The sequence below is a fragment of the Angelakisella massiliensis genome (genome assembly GCF_900104675.1).
Lineage (GTDB): Bacteria > Bacillota > Clostridia > Oscillospirales > Ruminococcaceae > Angelakisella > Angelakisella massiliensis.
Genome location: NZ_LT629945.1, coordinates 1461367 through 1476727, shown reverse-complemented (window position 1 = coordinate 1476727; position 15361 = coordinate 1461367). Strand labels below are relative to the sequence as shown.

The following is a 15361-nucleotide window of genomic DNA, read 5'->3' as shown; positions in this document are numbered from 1 at the left end:
GACGGTTCGCTCCTTTCTTCTTCCTTTTGTTTGCTTTTAACTCTTTTTTTGTGAAAGCTTACAGCTTTTCCAAAATCCTCAGCTTTGCTGATTTGCTGCGGCTGTTTTCCGCAAGCTCCTCTTCTCCCGCCTCAATGGGCTTACGGTTGATCAGCTTTGCCCGTGGCTTGTTGCCGCAGACGCACACGGGAAAATCCGGCGGACAGGTGCAGCCACGGCACAGCGCGGCAAATTTTTGCTTGACCATCCGGTCCTCCAGGGAATGAAAAGTGATAATCACAAACCGGCCGCCGGGGGCCAGCAGCTCAAAGGCGGTATCCAGGCACCGGGAGAGGCTGTCCAACTCGCTGTTGACGGCGATACGGATGGCCTGAAAGGTACGCTTGGCCGGATGTCCTCCCTCGCTGCGGGCTTTGGGAGGAATGGCCTGACGAATCAGCTCCACCAGCTGCCCTGTGGTGTCGATGGGATGGTCCTGCCTTGCCCGGGCGATCTTCTTGGCGATGGGCAGGGCGTAATGTTCCTCTCCAAACTCCCGGATGATCCGGGCCAGAGAGCTGACATCATAAGTATTGACGATATCCCAGGCGCTCAGTCCTTCCTGGCTCATTCTCATGTCCAGAGGCGCGTCCTGCATATAAGAAAAGCCCCGTTCCGCTGTATCCAGCTGGTAGGAGGAAACCCCCAGATCCAGCAAAATGCCGTTGACCGTGCCGGGGACGATCCCCTGTTCAGCCAGTACCGCCGGCATATCGGCAAAATCGGTGTGAATCACCTTCGCCGTGGGAAAGGAGGCCAGCCTTTCGGTGGCCACTGCCACCGCCGTGGGGTCCTTGTCCAAAGCAAACAGCCGCCCTGTGGTCAGACGCCGGGCGATTTCCCGGGAATGACCTGCTCCGCCGGCAGTGCCGTCCACATAAATCCCATCGGGCTGTATATGAAGTCCATCGATGCACTCCTCAAGCAGCACCGACTTGTGGGAAAATTCCATCAGCCTGTTGCCTCCCGTTAAAAATCATTGAGGGAATCCAGCGTCTCCATCATCCGCTGGGCGGTGAGGGTGGCGTTATATTCCTTCCAGGCGGACTTGTTCCAGATCTCCGCCAAAGGAGCGGTACCAATGACCAGCACTTCCTTTTCCAGGTTGGCATACTCCCGCAGATGGCTGGGGATGACGATCCTTCCCTGGCGGTCCGGCTCCACCTCGGTGGCGCTGGCAAAATAAAAGTGCCTCAGTTCCATGGCCTTGGCTTCCGGCTGTCGATTCACCTTTTCTTCAAACGCCTTCCAGCCCTCCATGGAATAAACCGCCACGCAGGGCTTCAGACCCTTGGTGATGATAAAACTATCCCCCAGGTCCTCCCGAAATTTGGCGGGAAAGTTCATTCTGCCCTTGGCGTCAATACTGTGTTCGTATTGTCCTATGAGCATCCTTCCCACCACCTTTTCAGAAGTTTTTAACCACTGAGCACCATAAATTAACCGCTTTTCACCACCATGTACCAAAATTATAATACAAACCACCATTTAGCGCAAGAGGGTGGATTTGCAAAGGTGGTGGTTTTTTCTGGAAAAGTCGTGATAAATGCTGTATTTTCGCCAATCTTCGACACCTTCTCTACACAAAAACAAGAGGGCGCTGTAAAGGAGGATTTATTCACTGGTGGTGATGAAAGGAGAAAAATCAGTGGAAAATTGGTTGAAAGTGATTGCAGAGGAAGCTTTTCACCACTCTTAACATCCGGTTTTGAATGGTGTGGTGGTGAATGGTGGTGAACACCCCGCACCATCCTGTTCTCCTTTTCTTCATAAAATCACAGAGAAAAAAGTTCTTTAAATTTTTATTGGGTACCACCATTTCATCTCCATTGAATTTTTTAGTCTGTCAAAAACCGTCTTTTCCCAATTCCCATCCTGTTTACGAGCAATAAAAAAACGCTGTGTCTGCCGCCTCTTGAAAGAAACGGAAGACACAGCGTTCTTCACCGTAAAAATTCTGTTTTGTCAGCCCTTTTGACCGGGCACGCCGCTTTGACCAGCCCCTTGGGCGCCCCTCATGGACTCCACCGCAGTGGTTTTCAGCGCCTGACGGGTAGCCCGCACCTCTGCCAGGGCCTTGGCCAGTGATTCCTCCGTAGCCCGCAGAGCGTTTTCGGAAAAATCATAAGCCGCCTGCTTCATCTCTCTGGAACGAAGATTTGCCTGAGTCAGCGTATCGGTGGCCTTGCTGGTGGTCTGGCTGGTGAGATCGGAAGCCTTGGTGGTGGCCTGGGTCATGATCTCAGTGGCCTTCTGATTGGCCTCGTTGAGCATTGCCAGCGCCTTTGCGTTGGCCTGGCGGGTGATGGCCGCCTGATCTACCAGAGCCTTGGCCCGCTCCTCCGCTTTGCGGATCAGCCCCTCCGCTTCCTTTCTGGCCATGGACAAAATCTCATTGCGGTCCGCCACCACCGCTTTGGCCTGCTTGATCTCGGTGGGCATATTCAGACGGATCTCATCGATAATATCCCGGACCTTGTCCGCGTCCACAATGCATCTGCCGCCGGAGAGCGGGAGATTCATGGAATTCTCCAGCACTTCGTCCAGATTATTGAGTAATACGTCGATGTTAGCCATTCGTAAATCCTCCCTTTTGGGAAAGCTGCCGGCATACCGGCCATTCCCGGACCTGTGGTATCAAGCGGAACCCTCCGCCGATACAGGCAGCGAAGTGCCGCGCTTTTTACCGGCTCATATTCTGGTGCTCCTCCAGAAGCTTCGCCCGGATCTCATCATGAATGCAGGAGGGAACAAAGCTGGAAATATCGCCGCCTAAGCCTCCCACCTGTCGGACAATGCTGGAGCTGAGATACATATTCTGAGGGCTGGGGGTAAAAAAGATGGTCTCACACTGGGGCAGCAGCTTATGATTGGTCATGGCCATCTGGAACTCATATTCAAAGTCCGACACAGCCCGGAGGCCCTTGACAATGGCGCTGGCGCCGCAGGCGGCAATATAATCCACCAGCAGTCCGTCAAACAGATCCACCACCACGTTGCTCATGGACGGGTCCTGCGCCAGAACCTTTTCGATCATGGCTTTCCGCTCCACGGGAGTAAAATGATTGCGCTTTTCCTGATTGGCGGCTACCAGCACCACCACCCGGTCAAACAAACCGCTGGCCCGGCGGATAATATCCATATGACCGTTGGTCACAGGGTCAAAGCTGCCGGGGCATACCACTGTTTTCATGCGTTTTCCTCCTCCTGTCCGCGGCGATAGACCCACAGCTTGATCTTGCCATAGCGATAGGTTCTGTAAAGGACAAAGTCCCCCGCCTGTTCCGGCAATTCTTCCTCTTTGCCTGTTTCGCAAAGAATCACGCCTCCGGGAGACATTTTTTCAGCCGCCAGGGGAAGCGCCGCTGCCGCCAGCCCCTTGCCGTAGGGCGGATCCATCAGCACGATGTCAAAGCCGCCGGAGGTGGTGCGCAGAAAGGAGAGGCAGTCCATCGCCGCCACTTTGGAATTTTGCGCCAGACCGGTGGACTGCAAATTCTGGCGGGTGATATTCTGGGAATCCCGGGACTGGTCCACAAACACGCAATACCGCGCCCCGCGGCTGAGGGCCTCAATGCCCAGCTGGCCGGAGCCGCAAAACAAATCGGCAACGCTGGCCCCTTCCACTTCAAACTGGAGGATGCTGAACATGGCCTCCTTGACCATATCGGTGGTGGGGCGGACATCCATTCCCTCTAAAGTTACAAGTTTTCTTCCTCTTGCTGTACCGGTAATGACTCTCAAAGGTATACTCCATTTCCGCCGGAAAGCAAAAATTCCAGCTGACATCATCAGACTTTTACAGACCCCGCTGCATAATCCAAGGGTGTTCTTCTACTATCTTATTAAACCTGAGCTTCGGTGTCAATCTTTTTCATCATTTTGGTGAAGGAATTGGTACAAATTGGCTGCTGCGGTCCGGTTCATTCCCTTCACCTGGGCCAGCTGCTCCTGTGTTGCCTCGCACAATGCCTTATAGGTTTTGAAGTGACGGAATAATGCCGCCGCCCTTCCCTCTCCGATTCCTTCCACCGATACCAGGCGGGTAGTCATGCCGCTTTTCTGATGGCTTTTCCGGGAAAATTCAATGGAATAGCGGTGTACCTCATCCTGCACCGCTGTTACCAGCGCAAATACCCTGCGGCTCTGGCTGATGGAGATCTCCCGGTCATCCGCGGTGATGGCCCTGGTGCGGTGCCGGGAATCCTTCACCATGCCGAACACCGGGATCTGCACTCCATACCGCTCCAGCACTGTCCGGGCCACATGGACATGACCCGCGCCGCCGTCGATGAGCCACAAGTCAGGCAGGCGTTCAAAGCCATCGGCAGCTCCCTCGTGATGAAGATACCGTTCCAGTCTCCGGGAAAGCATCTGGTCCATGGCGGCATAGTCGTCGGGGCCGTCCTGGTCCCGGATGGTGAAACGTTTATAGTATTTTTTCTGGGGGCGTCCATTCTCGAACACCACCATTCCGCCTACAATGGTCTGTCCGCCGATATTGGAAATATCATAGGCCTCCAGATAGGCAGGCGGACGGTCCATCCCCAGCAGCTGCCCCAGCTCGTCCACAGCGGTCAGCTCCCGGCCTGTGCGGCTGGTCTTTCTGGCCAGCTCCTGGGCGGCGTTGTTGCGGGCCATTTCCACCAGCTGAAGGGGCTGCCCTCGCTGGGGAACAGTGATGACCAGCTTGCGGCTGCTTCTGCCGGAAACTACCTGGGCCGCCATTTCCCGGTCCTCAAAGTCCCGGTCCACAAACACCTCGGCGGGAATATCATCTCCCGGCTGGTAATAACTGAGGATAAATTCCAGCAGCACATGGTCCACCGACTCAAAATAGTCCACAGCAAAGCTCTTTTTATCCCGCAGGCGTCCCTCCCGGAACACCAGCACCGCCAGGTACACCGTTTCCTCATGCTGCACCACGGCGATAACGTCCAGGCTGGCGTGGTTGTACGCAATCACCTTCTGCTGCTGGGTGACCCGGTCAATAGCCCGGAGCCTGTCCCGCAGCCGGGCCGCCCGCTCAAAGTCCAGCTCCTCGGCGGCCTGCTCCATCTTTTTGGTCAGGCTTTCCACCGATTGGCTGCCGCCCTTTTTAATAAACTCCAGCGCCTCCTGGAGAGCTTCCTGATAGGTCTCCAGCGATACTTTGCCGGTACAAACTCCCATGCACTGCTTGATATGATAGTTCAGGCAGGGACGCGCCTTTCTGAAATCTTCGGGAAAACGGCGGTTGCAGGTGGGCAAACGGAAAACCTTCACCACCTCGTCCACCGTTTCATTGACCACCATACTGGAAACATAGGGCCCCAGATAGGTGGAATCCGGGTCGGTCCTCTGCTTTTCCGCCGTGATGCGGCTGTAAGGGCCCTTGGAAACCCGGATGTAATGATAGCCCTTGTCATCCTTCAGCAGGATGTTATATTTGGGGTTGTGAAGTTTGATGAGACTGCATTCCAGCACCAGCGCCTCAAATTCGCTGTCGGTGACGATATAATCAAAATCCTGGACATGCTCCACCATTTTATACACCTTGGGCAGGTGCTTTTCCACCGAGCGAAAGTAAGAGGAGACCCGATTTTTCAGGGACTTGGCTTTGCCCACATAGATGATGGTCCCGCTCTTGTCCTTCATCAGATAGACCCCAGGCTCCTGAGGCAGCAGCAGCGTTTTTTTCCGCAGCTGCGCCAGACGCTGCTCATCCATTCTTCCACCTCCCCCCAAACACCTTCAAACGGGCAAAAGGTGCGTGGCCAGCGGTCTGACTACGCACCTTCCAGTAACTTTTGTTCAGCTTTGATTACTCGGCAAAACCAGAATCAATCAGCTTTACCAGCGCCTCTACGGACTGCTGCTCATCAGAGCCATCCGCGATGATCTTGATGGTGGTGCCGCCAACAATGCCCAGGGACAAAACGCCCAACAGGCTCTTGGCATTCACTCTGCGCTCCTCTTTCTCCACCCAAATGGAGGACTTGAACTCATTCGCCTTCTGGATAAAGAAGGTAGCGGGACGAGCGTGCAGGCCAACGTGGTTCTGGACGGTTACTTCTTTTACATACATAATTCGATCTCTCCTATGCAGCAAATTTCAGTTTGGCCAGGTTCATGCTAAATTATAAAACAATTTGCTTTTATCAGTCAACGGTAAATTTCCCGAAACTGGCCTTTCGAAGGCATTTTCTGCCTGTTTTCTATATATTGCCCCATTCAAAGGTTCTTATTTGTGCGTTGTCACTACAAAGTTTTCAACAACACCAGCATATTGTACACTTTACTAGGTGGAAAAGCAACTTTTTAGCTGACACAAGCAAGCTTATATGTCGCATTTGTCGTTTTCCGCGGCTTCAGTGTCCCGGGAGCTTGGCTCCTCCTGCTGACGCGTTTTAGCCAAAAACACTTTGTCACGGTCGGTCAAAGGCGCCTTTTCCAGCAGATCCGGCCGTTTGTGCAGGGTGTTGAGAAGGGACTGCTCCCTCCGCCAATCCCGGATGCGGCCATGGTCACCGCTGAGCAAAATTTCCGGCACCTCTCTGCCCCGCCATACCGCCGGCTTGGTATACTGGGGATACTCCAGCAGACCGTTATAATGGCTTTCTTCCTCAAAACAGAGATCGTTGGACAGCACTCCGGGACAGAGACGCCCCACACAATCCACCAGCACCAGCGCTCCCAGCTCCCCACCGGTGAGCACATAATCGCCAATGGAAATCTCCTCATCCACAATCTCATCCAGCACCCGCTGATCCACCCCTTCATAGTGACCGCAGAGGATGAACAGCGATTCCATTTTGGACAGCTCCAGGGCCCTTTGCTGGGTCAGCGGCTTTCCCTGGGGGCTCATATAGATCACATGAGGATTCTTCGGCAGATCCACCGCCACATCCTGCCAGCAGAGATAGATGGGCTCCGCCTGCATCAGCATCCCCATCCCGCCGCCATAGGTAGTGTCATCCACCCGGTTCCATTTGTTGAAAGCGTATTCCCGGATGTTGTGCACCCGAATATCCAGCTTCCCGGCCTTCACCGCCCGGCCAATAATGCTCTCCTCTGTGACCCGGCGGCACATATCGGGAAAAAGGGTGGCGATATCAATTCTCAGGCTCATCGTCAAAAAGTCCTTTCAGGGGCCGGATCTCCATCCGCTCTCCCTCCACGTCCACCTTGACGATCACCTGAGGGATTGCGGGAATCAGCCGCTCTTTGCCGTCGGCAAAGCGGATATGATAAACATCATTCGCCCCGGTTTCCGACCAGTCACACAATTCTCCGTAAAGTTTACCGGTATCGGCATCGTACACCTGCATCCCCAGCAGGTCCTGAAGATAGTACTGCCCTTCCTCCAGACTTTCCTGGCTGCGATGGATATAAAGCACCTTGTTGCGCAGGGCCTGGGCCGCCTCCGGGGTATCACAGCCCCGAAGCTTGAGAAGCACCATGTTTTTCTGTACCCGTGCCCGTTCCACCTCCACAGCAGTTTTTCCGCCGTCCAGGTAAAGGGTCTTCAAGGCACACAGGTCCTCGGGAGAATCTCCCCAAGGCTGTACCCGCACATCTCCCCGAAGGCCATGAACCGATACGATTTTGCCGCATTCCAAAAATTCTTTTTTCATCGGCTTCCTTCCTCCCACTGAAAAAAGGACGGGGCCGTATGTTCCACGGTCCCGTTCCGATCCAATCCTGCTCTGCCGTCAGTCGATCTCCACTGCTGCCTTTTGATCCACCTTGCTGGCAGCGGCGCGAACTACTGTACGGATCGCCTTGGCGATCCGTCCCTGCTTGCCGATGACGCGGCCCATATCGTCAGGGCCCACATGAAGATGATACACAATGGTGCCATCCTCCAAAGGCGCGTCGGCGGTAACGGTAACAGCGTCCTTGTCGTCCACAAGACCTCTGGCAATCGCTACGATCAGGTTTTCCATAATTCTCCTCCTCCGATGAGGGGTCCCGCAGGCGGAAAGGAGCTTGATTTTCTCCCGCCGGAGGGCTTAAAGATGGCGTCTGAAGGATTTCGGACGCTCTCCAAAGCCTTTTTACAGGATGCCCTCGTTCTTCAGAATGTTCTTGACAGTGTCGGTGGGCTGAGCGCCGTTGGCGATCCACTTCTTGGTCTTCTCAGCGTCTACCTTGACCACAGAGGGCTCCTTGGTGGGATCATAGTAGCCCACTTCCTCAATGAAGCGGCCGTTTCTGGGATAGCGGGAATCCGCAACAACGATACGATAGAAGGGAGCTTTCTTGGCGCCCATGCGGCGCAGTCTGATTTTAACAGCCATTTATTTTTCCTCCAAAATAAAATATTTTCTATTCAACCGGCGGTCACCGGGAGAATCCTTCTTAAAATTCCGCTGGGATCATACTCCCGGCATCGGCGGCATCCCGCCAAAGGGCAGACGGCCTTTTTTCTTCTTTAAGCCGCCCAGCTTTTTCACCATCTTCTGGGTTTCCTCCAGCTGGCGCAGCAGACGGTTGACGTCCTCCACCTTGGTACCGCTGCCGGCGGCGATGCGCCGCTTTCTGGGCGGGGTGATGAGGGCGGGCTTCGCGCGCTCCTCCGGGGTCATGGACAGGATGATGGCTTCGGTGCGCTTCATCTGTTCCTCACCCTTGGCCAGCTCCTCATCGCTTACTTTATTGGCGCCGGGGATCATCTCCACCAGCTTGCTGAGCGAACCCATCTTTTTCATCTGGCCCATCTGCTCCAGCAGGTCGTTGAAATCGAGGCCATCCTTGAGCTTCTTGGCCATCTGGACGGCCTTTTTCTCATCCACCTGTCCGGCCGCCTTCTCAATGAGGCTGAGAACATCTCCCATTCCCAAAATACGGGAGGCCATCCGGTCCGGATAAAAGGGCTCCAGGTCCCCGATTTTTTCGCCGGTACCGGCAAATTTGATCGGCTTTCCCGTTGCCGCCCGCACAGAGAGGGCCGCGCCGCCGCGGGTATCGCCGTCCAGCTTGGTGAGGATCACACCGGTGATGCCCAGCGCCTGGTCGAAGCTGGTTGCCACATTCACCGCATCCTGACCGGTCATAGCATCGATGACCAGCAGGATCTCCTGAGGCTGGGAGGCTTCCTTGACCCGTTTGAGTTCATCCATCAGCGCCTCATCAATATGAAGGCGTCCGGCGGTATCGATGATCACAATATCATTGCCGTAATCCTTTGCCTGGCGGAGGGCCTTGTTGACGATCTCCACGGGATCGGTCTGACCCATTTCAAAGACCGGAACACCAGCCTTTTCGCCCACTACTTTCAGCTGATCAATAGCCGCGGGACGGTAAACATCCGCCGCCACCAGCAGAGGACGTTTGCCCTGACTGCGGAAGTGATAAGCCAGCTTGGCAGAATGGGTGGTTTTACCGGAACCCTGAAGGCCGCACATAAGGATGACGTTGGGAATGCGGGAAGTAAGGTTCAGCCGCTCGTTGGTGGAACCCATCAGCGCGGTCAGTTCCTCATTGACGATCTTGATGACCTGCTGGGCGGGGGTCATGCTGCTCAGCACTTCCTCGCCCACCGCCTTGGCGGTGACGTTGGCCACAAACTCTTTGGCCACCTTATAGTTGACGTCCGCTTCCAGCAGGGCCAGACGAACTTCCCGCATGGCTTCCTTGACGTCGGATTCGCTGAGCTTGCCGCGGTTTTTCAGTTTTTTGAAAGTTGCTGTAAGCTTTTCGGTCAATCCCTCAAAGGCCATGAGGCGTTCTCCCCGCTTTCCTTATTCTTCTTCATCAATATGGTTGGCCAGCTGGATGATCCGCTGGGTTCGGTCGAAAATTTCATTATGAGCCCCGAACCGCCGGTTGAAATCCTGGATCTCTTTTGCCTGAAAGATGATCTCCTCCAAAGATTCCTGAATATCCCGGAACCTGGCCGCCAGATGGAGCCGCTCTTCATATTCCGTCAGCTGTGCTTCCGCCCGCTTGATGGAATCCCGGACCCCCTGCCTGGTGATGCCGCTGTGGGCGGCGATCTCCGCCAGGGAAAGATCCTCATTGTAATAAAGCTCCACCACATCCCGCTGTTTGTCGGTGAGCATACTGCCATAGAAATCCAGCAGGATGGAGATTTCCAGGTTTTTGGCCACACCAACGCCCCCTCTTGTAAAGAAAATTACTTTACATTCATTCAACCTTTGCTATTATAGCGGCTTTCCGGGGTGTTGTCAAGGTTTTTCCTTTACACCTTTTCTCAAAAATCCATCTTTTTCAGCCTTCTTCTGTCTTTCTCCCCTTTTACAGCGAAAAGTTTTTTCTCCATCGCCCCTAGAATTTGGAAAGATGTAACCTTTGAGCACTTTTTTCGTCTGTTATGGATGAAAGAAACAATACAAAGGCATCCAAAAAGGGAGGCGTTTTTATGAGCAGAAAAAAGATTTTTTTGTCAGCTCTTGTGGCTGTAATATTGTTGGGAACCCTTGTGCTGTTGGGCGAAGGCGGGGCAAAAAGACCTTTTAAAGGACTGGACCCGCAGGACATTCTCTTTGCCTCCGTCACTCTGACGCCGCCGGATATCACCCTGGAGGTCACCGATCACCAGAAGCTGGCGGAGCTGCTGCGGGACACTGTGATTTATGATCGGGATGATTCCTATACCCAGTACGCGGGACAAGGGGTGCTGTTCACCCTGGTAATGGATGATGGGCGGGAAAGGACTGTTTTGGCCTATTCTCCCTTTCTGGTCATCGACGGGATCGGGTACCGCACTGCCCACGATCCCTGTAACGCCCTCAACGCCTACGGCAACCAGCTCCTTGACAGCGGCGACGCTCCTGTTATCCTGGAGCAGCCCCCGACGCTTAGTGTTGTCAGCGACAGCACCTGTGTTGAAGCCCTGAGAGGCGGTTACTCCTGGCAGAAGAAAAATCACGACGGCACCGATGATTTCATCATCGCAGACAGTCTCCATCCATTGGACTGCAAAGAAATGCTGACACTGCTGGAAACGACCGAACAAACGGCCCTTCTCCGCTTTCAGGTGGAACCGGATGAAATTCTGTGGGTCCGCTGTTGGAGCGACCGGTACTGGTCCCAGCCTGAAACGGACAGTGAAGAGGTCTCATTCAATGGAATGGAGATCACCCTGAAACCAGGAGCCTTTGTCTATGAGGTTCAGGCCCGGTGGAAGCCGGAACACGGCTATGGCGGAACTGCCAGCTACGCTTTTTATATCTGTGGGGCAGGAACCGAGGCAGAGGGATAAAAACGCTGGCTGCCTGCCGCCAAAACAAGTTTTTGTCTTTACTTCTTTATAAAAATAAGGTTGCCGGCAAACTGCGAGGCGGCGGGGATAAACCCCGCCGCCTCAAACTGCAGAAAAGCCTGTTTTAAAGAGCAAACAAAATTCAAAATCATAAATGCCTGATTTTTATACCTCGACCCACGCCCACTGGGGCGCAAAACCGGGGGTATCGCCGCTGGTTTCGTCAGGAACCATGCGGCGTATCCAGGGGGACTGGGTCCCCCTGGAAGTGTCCGGTCCTATCCATTTTCGCTGCCGCTAGTTATTCCTTTCCCTCCAGCAGCCGCTCCAAACGTTGGGTCACATTTCGCTCCAACGCAATTTTTTCTCCCTTGTAGTAAATCCGATCCAGCGCCTCCGCCATCAGGGAAAGCTCTTCTCTTCCACTTTGAAAACGAGGCTGGCTCCCTATGCGTTCCAGAAAAGCCCGACAGGTTTCCCCCGGTTTTCTGGGGCAGCGGTGGAGGATGGCCCATCGCTCCAAACGAATCAGCAGACCCTGGGGAGTATGGCGGAAACGCACCGATCTCAGCCAAAAGCGGAACCGCTCCATGGTACCGCTGCCCCAGCGTCTCAAAGCGCTCCATAATCCGGGACGACGGACCTTGGCTTTTGCTTTCACCCTTTTGCCCCCGATACGGCCCACCCGGACGCCGCGCAGCAAAGCGGCAGCAGCAGCCACAGCCAGTATCAGAATCACCAGCAGCGCTATTCCCGCCGCCCAGGGGGGCAGAGTATTGACCAGGGCTTCCTGGGCCTGGGGCGTCTTTTCCAGGGCTGCCTGCTGCATCTCTGCCCAGTAGCCTTCGTCAGCTGGGGGCAGCAGCAGAATGAGCCACATGATACCCCGGCTGAGGAGATCTCCGATCCAGGTAAATCCGGCTACGATACCCCCGAAAAAAGCGGACAGCAGCTTTCTGGCCGGTTGGGAAGCGGCAGCTATCATCACCATTGTCAGCAGCGCAATGGCTCCTGCTGTAAGAACCGCTCCCAACATCCCCACAAACCGTCCCGAAACCTGAGCGGCTGTTTTTCCTCCCGCAACACGGCTGCGGACTAAATGGAAGAGATTGAGGGGAATGGTCAGCACCAGCAGTTCCCGGCCCATAGGAGGCAGAGAAAAACCTCCCGCTCCTGCCAGCAGCATCAGCGCTGTTCCCAGGACTGAAAGCTCCAACAGATTCAGTGCCTGACGTTTTCCTGCCGGTTTCAGCTCTATTTGGACGCTCCGCAGCAGCGGCTCAGCCACAAACAACAGCCCGAAGGCATATCCGGTCACCCCATCCAGGGAGGAAAGGGCCAGGACCACCCCGGAACCCAGCGCCCACAGCGCCGTACCAAACAAAGCCAGCTGAGGAACCGTCCGTTCCTTTCCCAAAAACCAGGTCATCACTAACCCTGCTATACCGCACCACAGCGTATAAGGAAGCGCCTCCAGACTTTGAGGGGGCTGGGAGTTGATGCCGCCGATCATGGCGAAAAGACAGCAAAGGAACATTCCTTCGGTAAACAGGGTGCAGAAGCGGGTAAAATACCGCTGTTCATCCATGGGGCGCACCTCCTTTCAGGGAACGGAGCGGCAGAACCCGGTATTCTCCCGCTCCTTGTTCCTGGGGTGTCTCCCAGGTGAGGATGGTGACGCCGCCGCTGCCCATTGATTCCAGCAGGATCTGATTTCCAGCGTCGCTGTCCTTCCAGGTAACCAGATACACCTGCCCCATCCGCTCCCGCAGTCCTGCCAGCCGCAGGCCATCCAGCCGTGTCACATCGCCCATGCAGCGGAAGCCTGCCAGATACAAAAGCAGATCGTCAGCGGTGGTCTCCTCCCCCGGAAACAGGTCCGCAGAGGCCATGGAGGGAGTCCTGGGCAAACTCAGCCCGCAGTGGACCTGAGCGGCGGATAAGTTCACCATCAGGGAGGCCACAATACTGATAGCCTCCTCCAGCTCCCGGTTGTCTTCGCTGCGTCCCAGAAAAGAGGCGCCGTCCAAAAGGAAATGGATGGATTTGGGCTGGATGGTCTCATAGAGCTTCACCTGCAAGCCGCCGCCCCGGGCTGCCACCCGCCAGTCGATCCGTTTCCAGGGGTCTCCCCATTGGTAATCCCGCTCTCCCCGAAGGATGGTACAATCCTCGTAGGTACCGGCGGAACCGGTCTGCGCTTCCCATAAATTACCCAGGAGAGGAGCCGCGTTTACCGGCACCAGCTTGGGATAGACCACCAGAAGGGGCTTTTTCTCCACAGGACACAACTGCTCCGCCTGAGCCAGACCGAACCCATCTCCTGACCGCAGGAGCAGCTCCTTGGGATGCCACAGTCCCCGCTTTTTTGCCAGCCAGACACAGTCCCATTCCAGCTGCTGATACCACAGCACAAAGGAAAATTTGCTTCGCAGCGCCGGACAGGTCTCCACCAGCGGTCCCAGCTTCTTCCCCTGGTCCGGATTCTTTTCCGCTTCCCGCACCGCTTGGGCATACCGGCTGCGTACCTGTTCCAGCTCCTCCTCCGGCAGAGGCATTTCCCCCAACAGCTCCTGGTCCTCCGGTTCCATGCACCCATCCTTGGGCAGGCGCTGGAGGACCTCCAGCCAGATGAGGGGGAGAAATTTTCCGTTCTCCACCTGGTAGGTCAGCGTCAGCCGGTCTCCGGCGTAGACCCGGGTGGTATCGGCCCGCAGTCCTACCCTTACATTTTTAAGGGAACCGAGGCCCCACAGCCGGGCCAAAAGAGCGGTCAGCAGAGCTCCCAGCAACAGCAGGGAAAAAAGCGTCTGTCCTGTGAGGATCGCCGCAATCAGCAGCACTCCCCATACCGCCAGAGCCACAGGGCCGATGAGCAGACTGCTGCCATAGGGATCAATATGACCGCCCATCTTTTTGACAGCCATCAGAAGCGCTCCTCCCGTCCAGGGGGCACCGGTACGGCAGTGAGGATCTCCTGCAAAACAGACCCTGCTGTGGCTCCCGCCACCCGAGCCTCATTGGTGGGCAGCAGGCGATGGGCCAATACCGGCTCCACCAGTGTCTGTACATCATCCGGCGTTACAAAATCCCGGCCCGCCATTGCCGCCCACGCCTTGGAAGCCCGGTACAGCGCCCGTGAACCACGGGGACTGGCTCCCAGCTTCAGCTGAGGATGGCTGCGGGTGGCCTGAGTAATGGAAACCATATAAGCGGTAACGTTGGGGGCCACCTGTACCTCCAGCGCCTCTTTCTGGAGGCGGCACAGCAGCTCCGGATTCGCCACCCGTCCCACCTTGTCCATCGGGATACCGTTACCCAGATTGGCCAGCATCGCCTCCTCCTCCTTCTGCTGGGGATAGCCCAGGGAAAGGCGGATGAGAAAGCGGTCCATCTGTGCTGCCGGCAGCCGGAAGGTGCTCTCCGATTCCACCGGATTCTGGGTGGCCATCACTAGGAAGGGCTGGGGCAGTGGGTGAGTTTGACCGTCGATGGTCACCTGACGCTCCTCCATGGATTCCAGCAGGGCGGACTGGGTGCGGGGAATTGCCCGGTTGATTTCATCCGCCAGCAGCAGATTGGTCATCACAGGGCCCTCCATCAGCTGGAACTGTCCCCGCTGCTGATCGTAGATCCTCATACCCACAATATCCGACGGCAGCAGGTCCGGGGTAAACTGCACCCTTCGGCTGTCGCAGCCCAGCACCTTGGAAAGAGTTTTGACCAGCGTGGTTTTACCCACCCCAGGCAGATCATCCAGCAGCACATGGCCTTCGCTGAGCACCGCCATCAAGATCAGACGGATCTGATGGGTCTTGCCCACAATGATCTTTTCCGTTTCCGCCGTCATGCGGTCCGCCAGTTTTTTGATTTCCTCCATATTGCTTCCTCCCTTTTTGAGGTCTTCCCATCCGAAAAAATGGAACCACTGTTCTCATGACCGGTTCTGGAAAAAGAAAAGCTTGGTTCCGTTCCGGCAAAAGATGTGGCTCCTGTTCTTTTACTTTGTGCTTTATTGTAACATGGAGAGAAAAGCAGAGGCAAGGCACATTTTTCTTAAAAATTCGGCAGATTTCCAACACAAAAGCTTTTTTCAATCACTTTCGCTTCCCT

At 55.4% G+C, this 15361-nt stretch carries 18 protein-coding genes; 2 read left to right on the top strand and 16 right to left on the bottom strand.

What is annotated here, in order from left to right:
• Positions 1 to 58: 58 nt before the first annotated feature.
• Positions 59 to 991 carry a 16S rRNA (cytosine(1402)-N(4))-methyltransferase RsmH gene (gene rsmH / locus BQ5383_RS12430; RefSeq protein ID WP_071432449.1) on the bottom strand — a complete coding sequence of 311 codons (933 nt, stop codon included), beginning with the start codon at positions 989 to 991 and terminating at the stop codon, positions 59 to 61.
• A gap of 17 nt (positions 992 to 1008) precedes the next feature.
• A complete protein-coding gene (gene mraZ / locus BQ5383_RS12425; protein WP_071432447.1) occupies positions 1009 to 1431 on the bottom strand; it encodes a division/cell wall cluster transcriptional repressor MraZ in 423 nt (140 codons plus the stop codon).
• Between the two features lie 123 nt (positions 1432 to 1554).
• Here mraZ and BQ5383_RS20805 point away from each other — a divergent pair, with 123 nt between their 5' ends.
• The gene (locus tag BQ5383_RS20805) at positions 1555 to 1776 is read left to right on the top strand and encodes a hypothetical protein (RefSeq protein ID WP_139193419.1); all 222 of its coding nucleotides are present in this window, start codon (positions 1555 to 1557) and stop codon (positions 1774 to 1776) included.
• A gap of 228 nt (positions 1777 to 2004) precedes the next feature.
• On the opposite strand, the gene BQ5383_RS12420 is transcribed toward BQ5383_RS20805, so the two are convergent.
• From BQ5383_RS12420 to BQ5383_RS12370, 11 genes are all read right to left on the bottom strand, one after another.
• Positions 2005 to 2616 (bottom strand): hypothetical protein, encoded by a 612-nt coding sequence (locus BQ5383_RS12420; protein WP_071432445.1) that lies wholly within the window; start codon positions 2614 to 2616, stop codon positions 2005 to 2007.
• A 106-nt stretch (positions 2617 to 2722) separates the two neighbouring features.
• Entirely contained in the window at positions 2723 to 3232 is a 510-nt protein-coding gene (gene coaD, locus BQ5383_RS12415) for a pantetheine-phosphate adenylyltransferase (protein ID WP_071432443.1), read from the bottom strand.
• Positions 3229 to 3783, bottom strand: coding sequence for a 16S rRNA (guanine(966)-N(2))-methyltransferase RsmD (gene rsmD, locus BQ5383_RS12410; protein WP_071432441.1), 555 nt, complete (start codon positions 3781 to 3783; stop codon positions 3229 to 3231). The genes coaD and rsmD overlap by 4 nt, the downstream gene beginning before the upstream one ends.
• 120 nt (positions 3784 to 3903) lie before the next feature.
• A complete protein-coding gene (uvrC, locus tag BQ5383_RS12405; RefSeq protein ID WP_071432438.1) occupies positions 3904 to 5748 on the bottom strand; it encodes an excinuclease ABC subunit UvrC in 1845 nt (614 codons plus the stop codon).
• Positions 5749 to 5842: 94 nt separating this feature from the next.
• Positions 5843 to 6106 (bottom strand): HPr family phosphocarrier protein, encoded by a 264-nt coding sequence (locus BQ5383_RS12400; protein WP_071432436.1) that lies wholly within the window; start codon positions 6104 to 6106, stop codon positions 5843 to 5845.
• 252 nt (positions 6107 to 6358) lie between these two features.
• Positions 6359 to 7144: a tRNA (guanosine(37)-N1)-methyltransferase TrmD gene (gene trmD, locus BQ5383_RS12395; protein ID WP_071435071.1), complete on the bottom strand. Its 786-nt coding sequence runs from the start codon at positions 7142 to 7144 to the stop codon at positions 6359 to 6361.
• Complete coding sequence (gene rimM / locus BQ5383_RS12390) at positions 7134 to 7655, bottom strand: ribosome maturation factor RimM (RefSeq protein WP_071432434.1); 522 nt, start codon at positions 7653 to 7655, stop codon at positions 7134 to 7136. Before rimM ends, trmD begins: the two co-directional genes overlap by 11 nt.
• A gap of 78 nt (positions 7656 to 7733) precedes the next feature.
• A complete protein-coding gene (locus tag BQ5383_RS12385; protein ID WP_071432432.1) occupies positions 7734 to 7967 on the bottom strand; it encodes a KH domain-containing protein in 234 nt (77 codons plus the stop codon).
• 111 nt (positions 7968 to 8078) lie between these two features.
• Positions 8079 to 8321, bottom strand: a complete 243-nt coding sequence (gene rpsP, locus BQ5383_RS12380; protein WP_071432431.1) for a 30S ribosomal protein S16 — start codon at positions 8319 to 8321, stop codon at positions 8079 to 8081.
• 78 nt (positions 8322 to 8399) lie between these two features.
• Complete coding sequence (ffh, locus tag BQ5383_RS12375) at positions 8400 to 9743, bottom strand: signal recognition particle protein (protein WP_071432429.1); 1344 nt, start codon at positions 9741 to 9743, stop codon at positions 8400 to 8402.
• 21 nt (positions 9744 to 9764) lie between these two features.
• Positions 9765 to 10133, bottom strand: coding sequence for a putative DNA-binding protein (locus BQ5383_RS12370; RefSeq protein ID WP_071432427.1), 369 nt, complete (start codon positions 10131 to 10133; stop codon positions 9765 to 9767).
• A gap of 272 nt (positions 10134 to 10405) precedes the next feature.
• Between BQ5383_RS12370 and BQ5383_RS21350 the strand changes: the two genes are divergently transcribed.
• The gene (locus tag BQ5383_RS21350; RefSeq protein ID WP_071432425.1) at positions 10406 to 11248 is read left to right on the top strand and encodes a hypothetical protein; all 843 of its coding nucleotides are present in this window, start codon (positions 10406 to 10408) and stop codon (positions 11246 to 11248) included.
• Between the two features lie 301 nt (positions 11249 to 11549).
• On the opposite strand, the gene BQ5383_RS12360 is transcribed toward BQ5383_RS21350, so the two are convergent.
• Genes BQ5383_RS12360 through BQ5383_RS12350 form a run of 3 tightly spaced genes read right to left on the bottom strand, consistent with a single transcriptional unit; the run spans position 11550 to position 15128 of the window.
• Positions 11550 to 12836: a hypothetical protein gene (locus tag BQ5383_RS12360; protein WP_071432423.1), complete on the bottom strand. Its 1287-nt coding sequence runs from the start codon at positions 12834 to 12836 to the stop codon at positions 11550 to 11552.
• Positions 12829 to 14175, bottom strand: a complete 1347-nt coding sequence (locus BQ5383_RS12355) for a DUF58 domain-containing protein (protein WP_071432421.1) — start codon at positions 14173 to 14175, stop codon at positions 12829 to 12831. The genes BQ5383_RS12360 and BQ5383_RS12355 overlap by 8 nt, the downstream gene beginning before the upstream one ends.
• Positions 14175 to 15128 (bottom strand): AAA family ATPase, encoded by a 954-nt coding sequence (locus BQ5383_RS12350; protein WP_071432419.1) that lies wholly within the window; start codon positions 15126 to 15128, stop codon positions 14175 to 14177. The genes BQ5383_RS12355 and BQ5383_RS12350 overlap by 1 nt, the downstream gene beginning before the upstream one ends.
• Between the last annotated feature and the right edge of the window lie 233 nt (positions 15129 to 15361).

Excerpts from the sequence above, each read along its gene's own strand:
- rsmH (WP_071432449.1), bottom strand. The coding sequence starts at position 991 with ATGGAATTTTCCCACAAGTCGGTGCTGCTTGAGGAGTGCATCGATGGA.
- mraZ (WP_071432447.1), bottom strand. The coding sequence starts at position 1,431 with ATGCTCATAGGACAATACGAACACAGTATTGACGCCAAGGGCAGAATG.
- BQ5383_RS12420 (WP_071432445.1), bottom strand. The coding sequence starts at position 2,616 with ATGGCTAACATCGACGTATTACTCAATAATCTGGACGAAGTGCTGGAG.
- coaD (WP_071432443.1), bottom strand. The coding sequence starts at position 3,232 with ATGAAAACAGTGGTATGCCCCGGCAGCTTTGACCCTGTGACCAACGGT.
- uvrC (WP_071432438.1), bottom strand. The coding sequence starts at position 5,748 with ATGGATGAGCAGCGTCTGGCGCAGCTGCGGAAAAAAACGCTGCTGCTG.
- BQ5383_RS12400 (WP_071432436.1), bottom strand. The coding sequence starts at position 6,106 with ATGTATGTAAAAGAAGTAACCGTCCAGAACCACGTTGGCCTGCACGCT.
- rimM (WP_071432434.1), bottom strand. The coding sequence starts at position 7,655 with ATGAAAAAAGAATTTTTGGAATGCGGCAAAATCGTATCGGTTCATGGC.
- BQ5383_RS12385 (WP_071432432.1), bottom strand. The coding sequence starts at position 7,967 with ATGGAAAACCTGATCGTAGCGATTGCCAGAGGTCTTGTGGACGACAAG.
- rpsP (WP_071432431.1), bottom strand. The coding sequence starts at position 8,321 with ATGGCTGTTAAAATCAGACTGCGCCGCATGGGCGCCAAGAAAGCTCCC.
- ffh (WP_071432429.1), bottom strand. The coding sequence starts at position 9,743 with ATGGCCTTTGAGGGATTGACCGAAAAGCTTACAGCAACTTTCAAAAAA.
- BQ5383_RS21350 (WP_071432425.1), top strand. The coding sequence starts at position 10,406 with ATGAGCAGAAAAAAGATTTTTTTGTCAGCTCTTGTGGCTGTAATATTG.
- BQ5383_RS12360 (WP_071432423.1), bottom strand. The coding sequence starts at position 12,836 with ATGGATGAACAGCGGTATTTTACCCGCTTCTGCACCCTGTTTACCGAA.
- BQ5383_RS12355 (WP_071432421.1), bottom strand. The coding sequence starts at position 14,175 with ATGGCTGTCAAAAAGATGGGCGGTCATATTGATCCCTATGGCAGCAGT.
- BQ5383_RS12350 (WP_071432419.1), bottom strand. The coding sequence starts at position 15,128 with ATGGAGGAAATCAAAAAACTGGCGGACCGCATGACGGCGGAAACGGAA.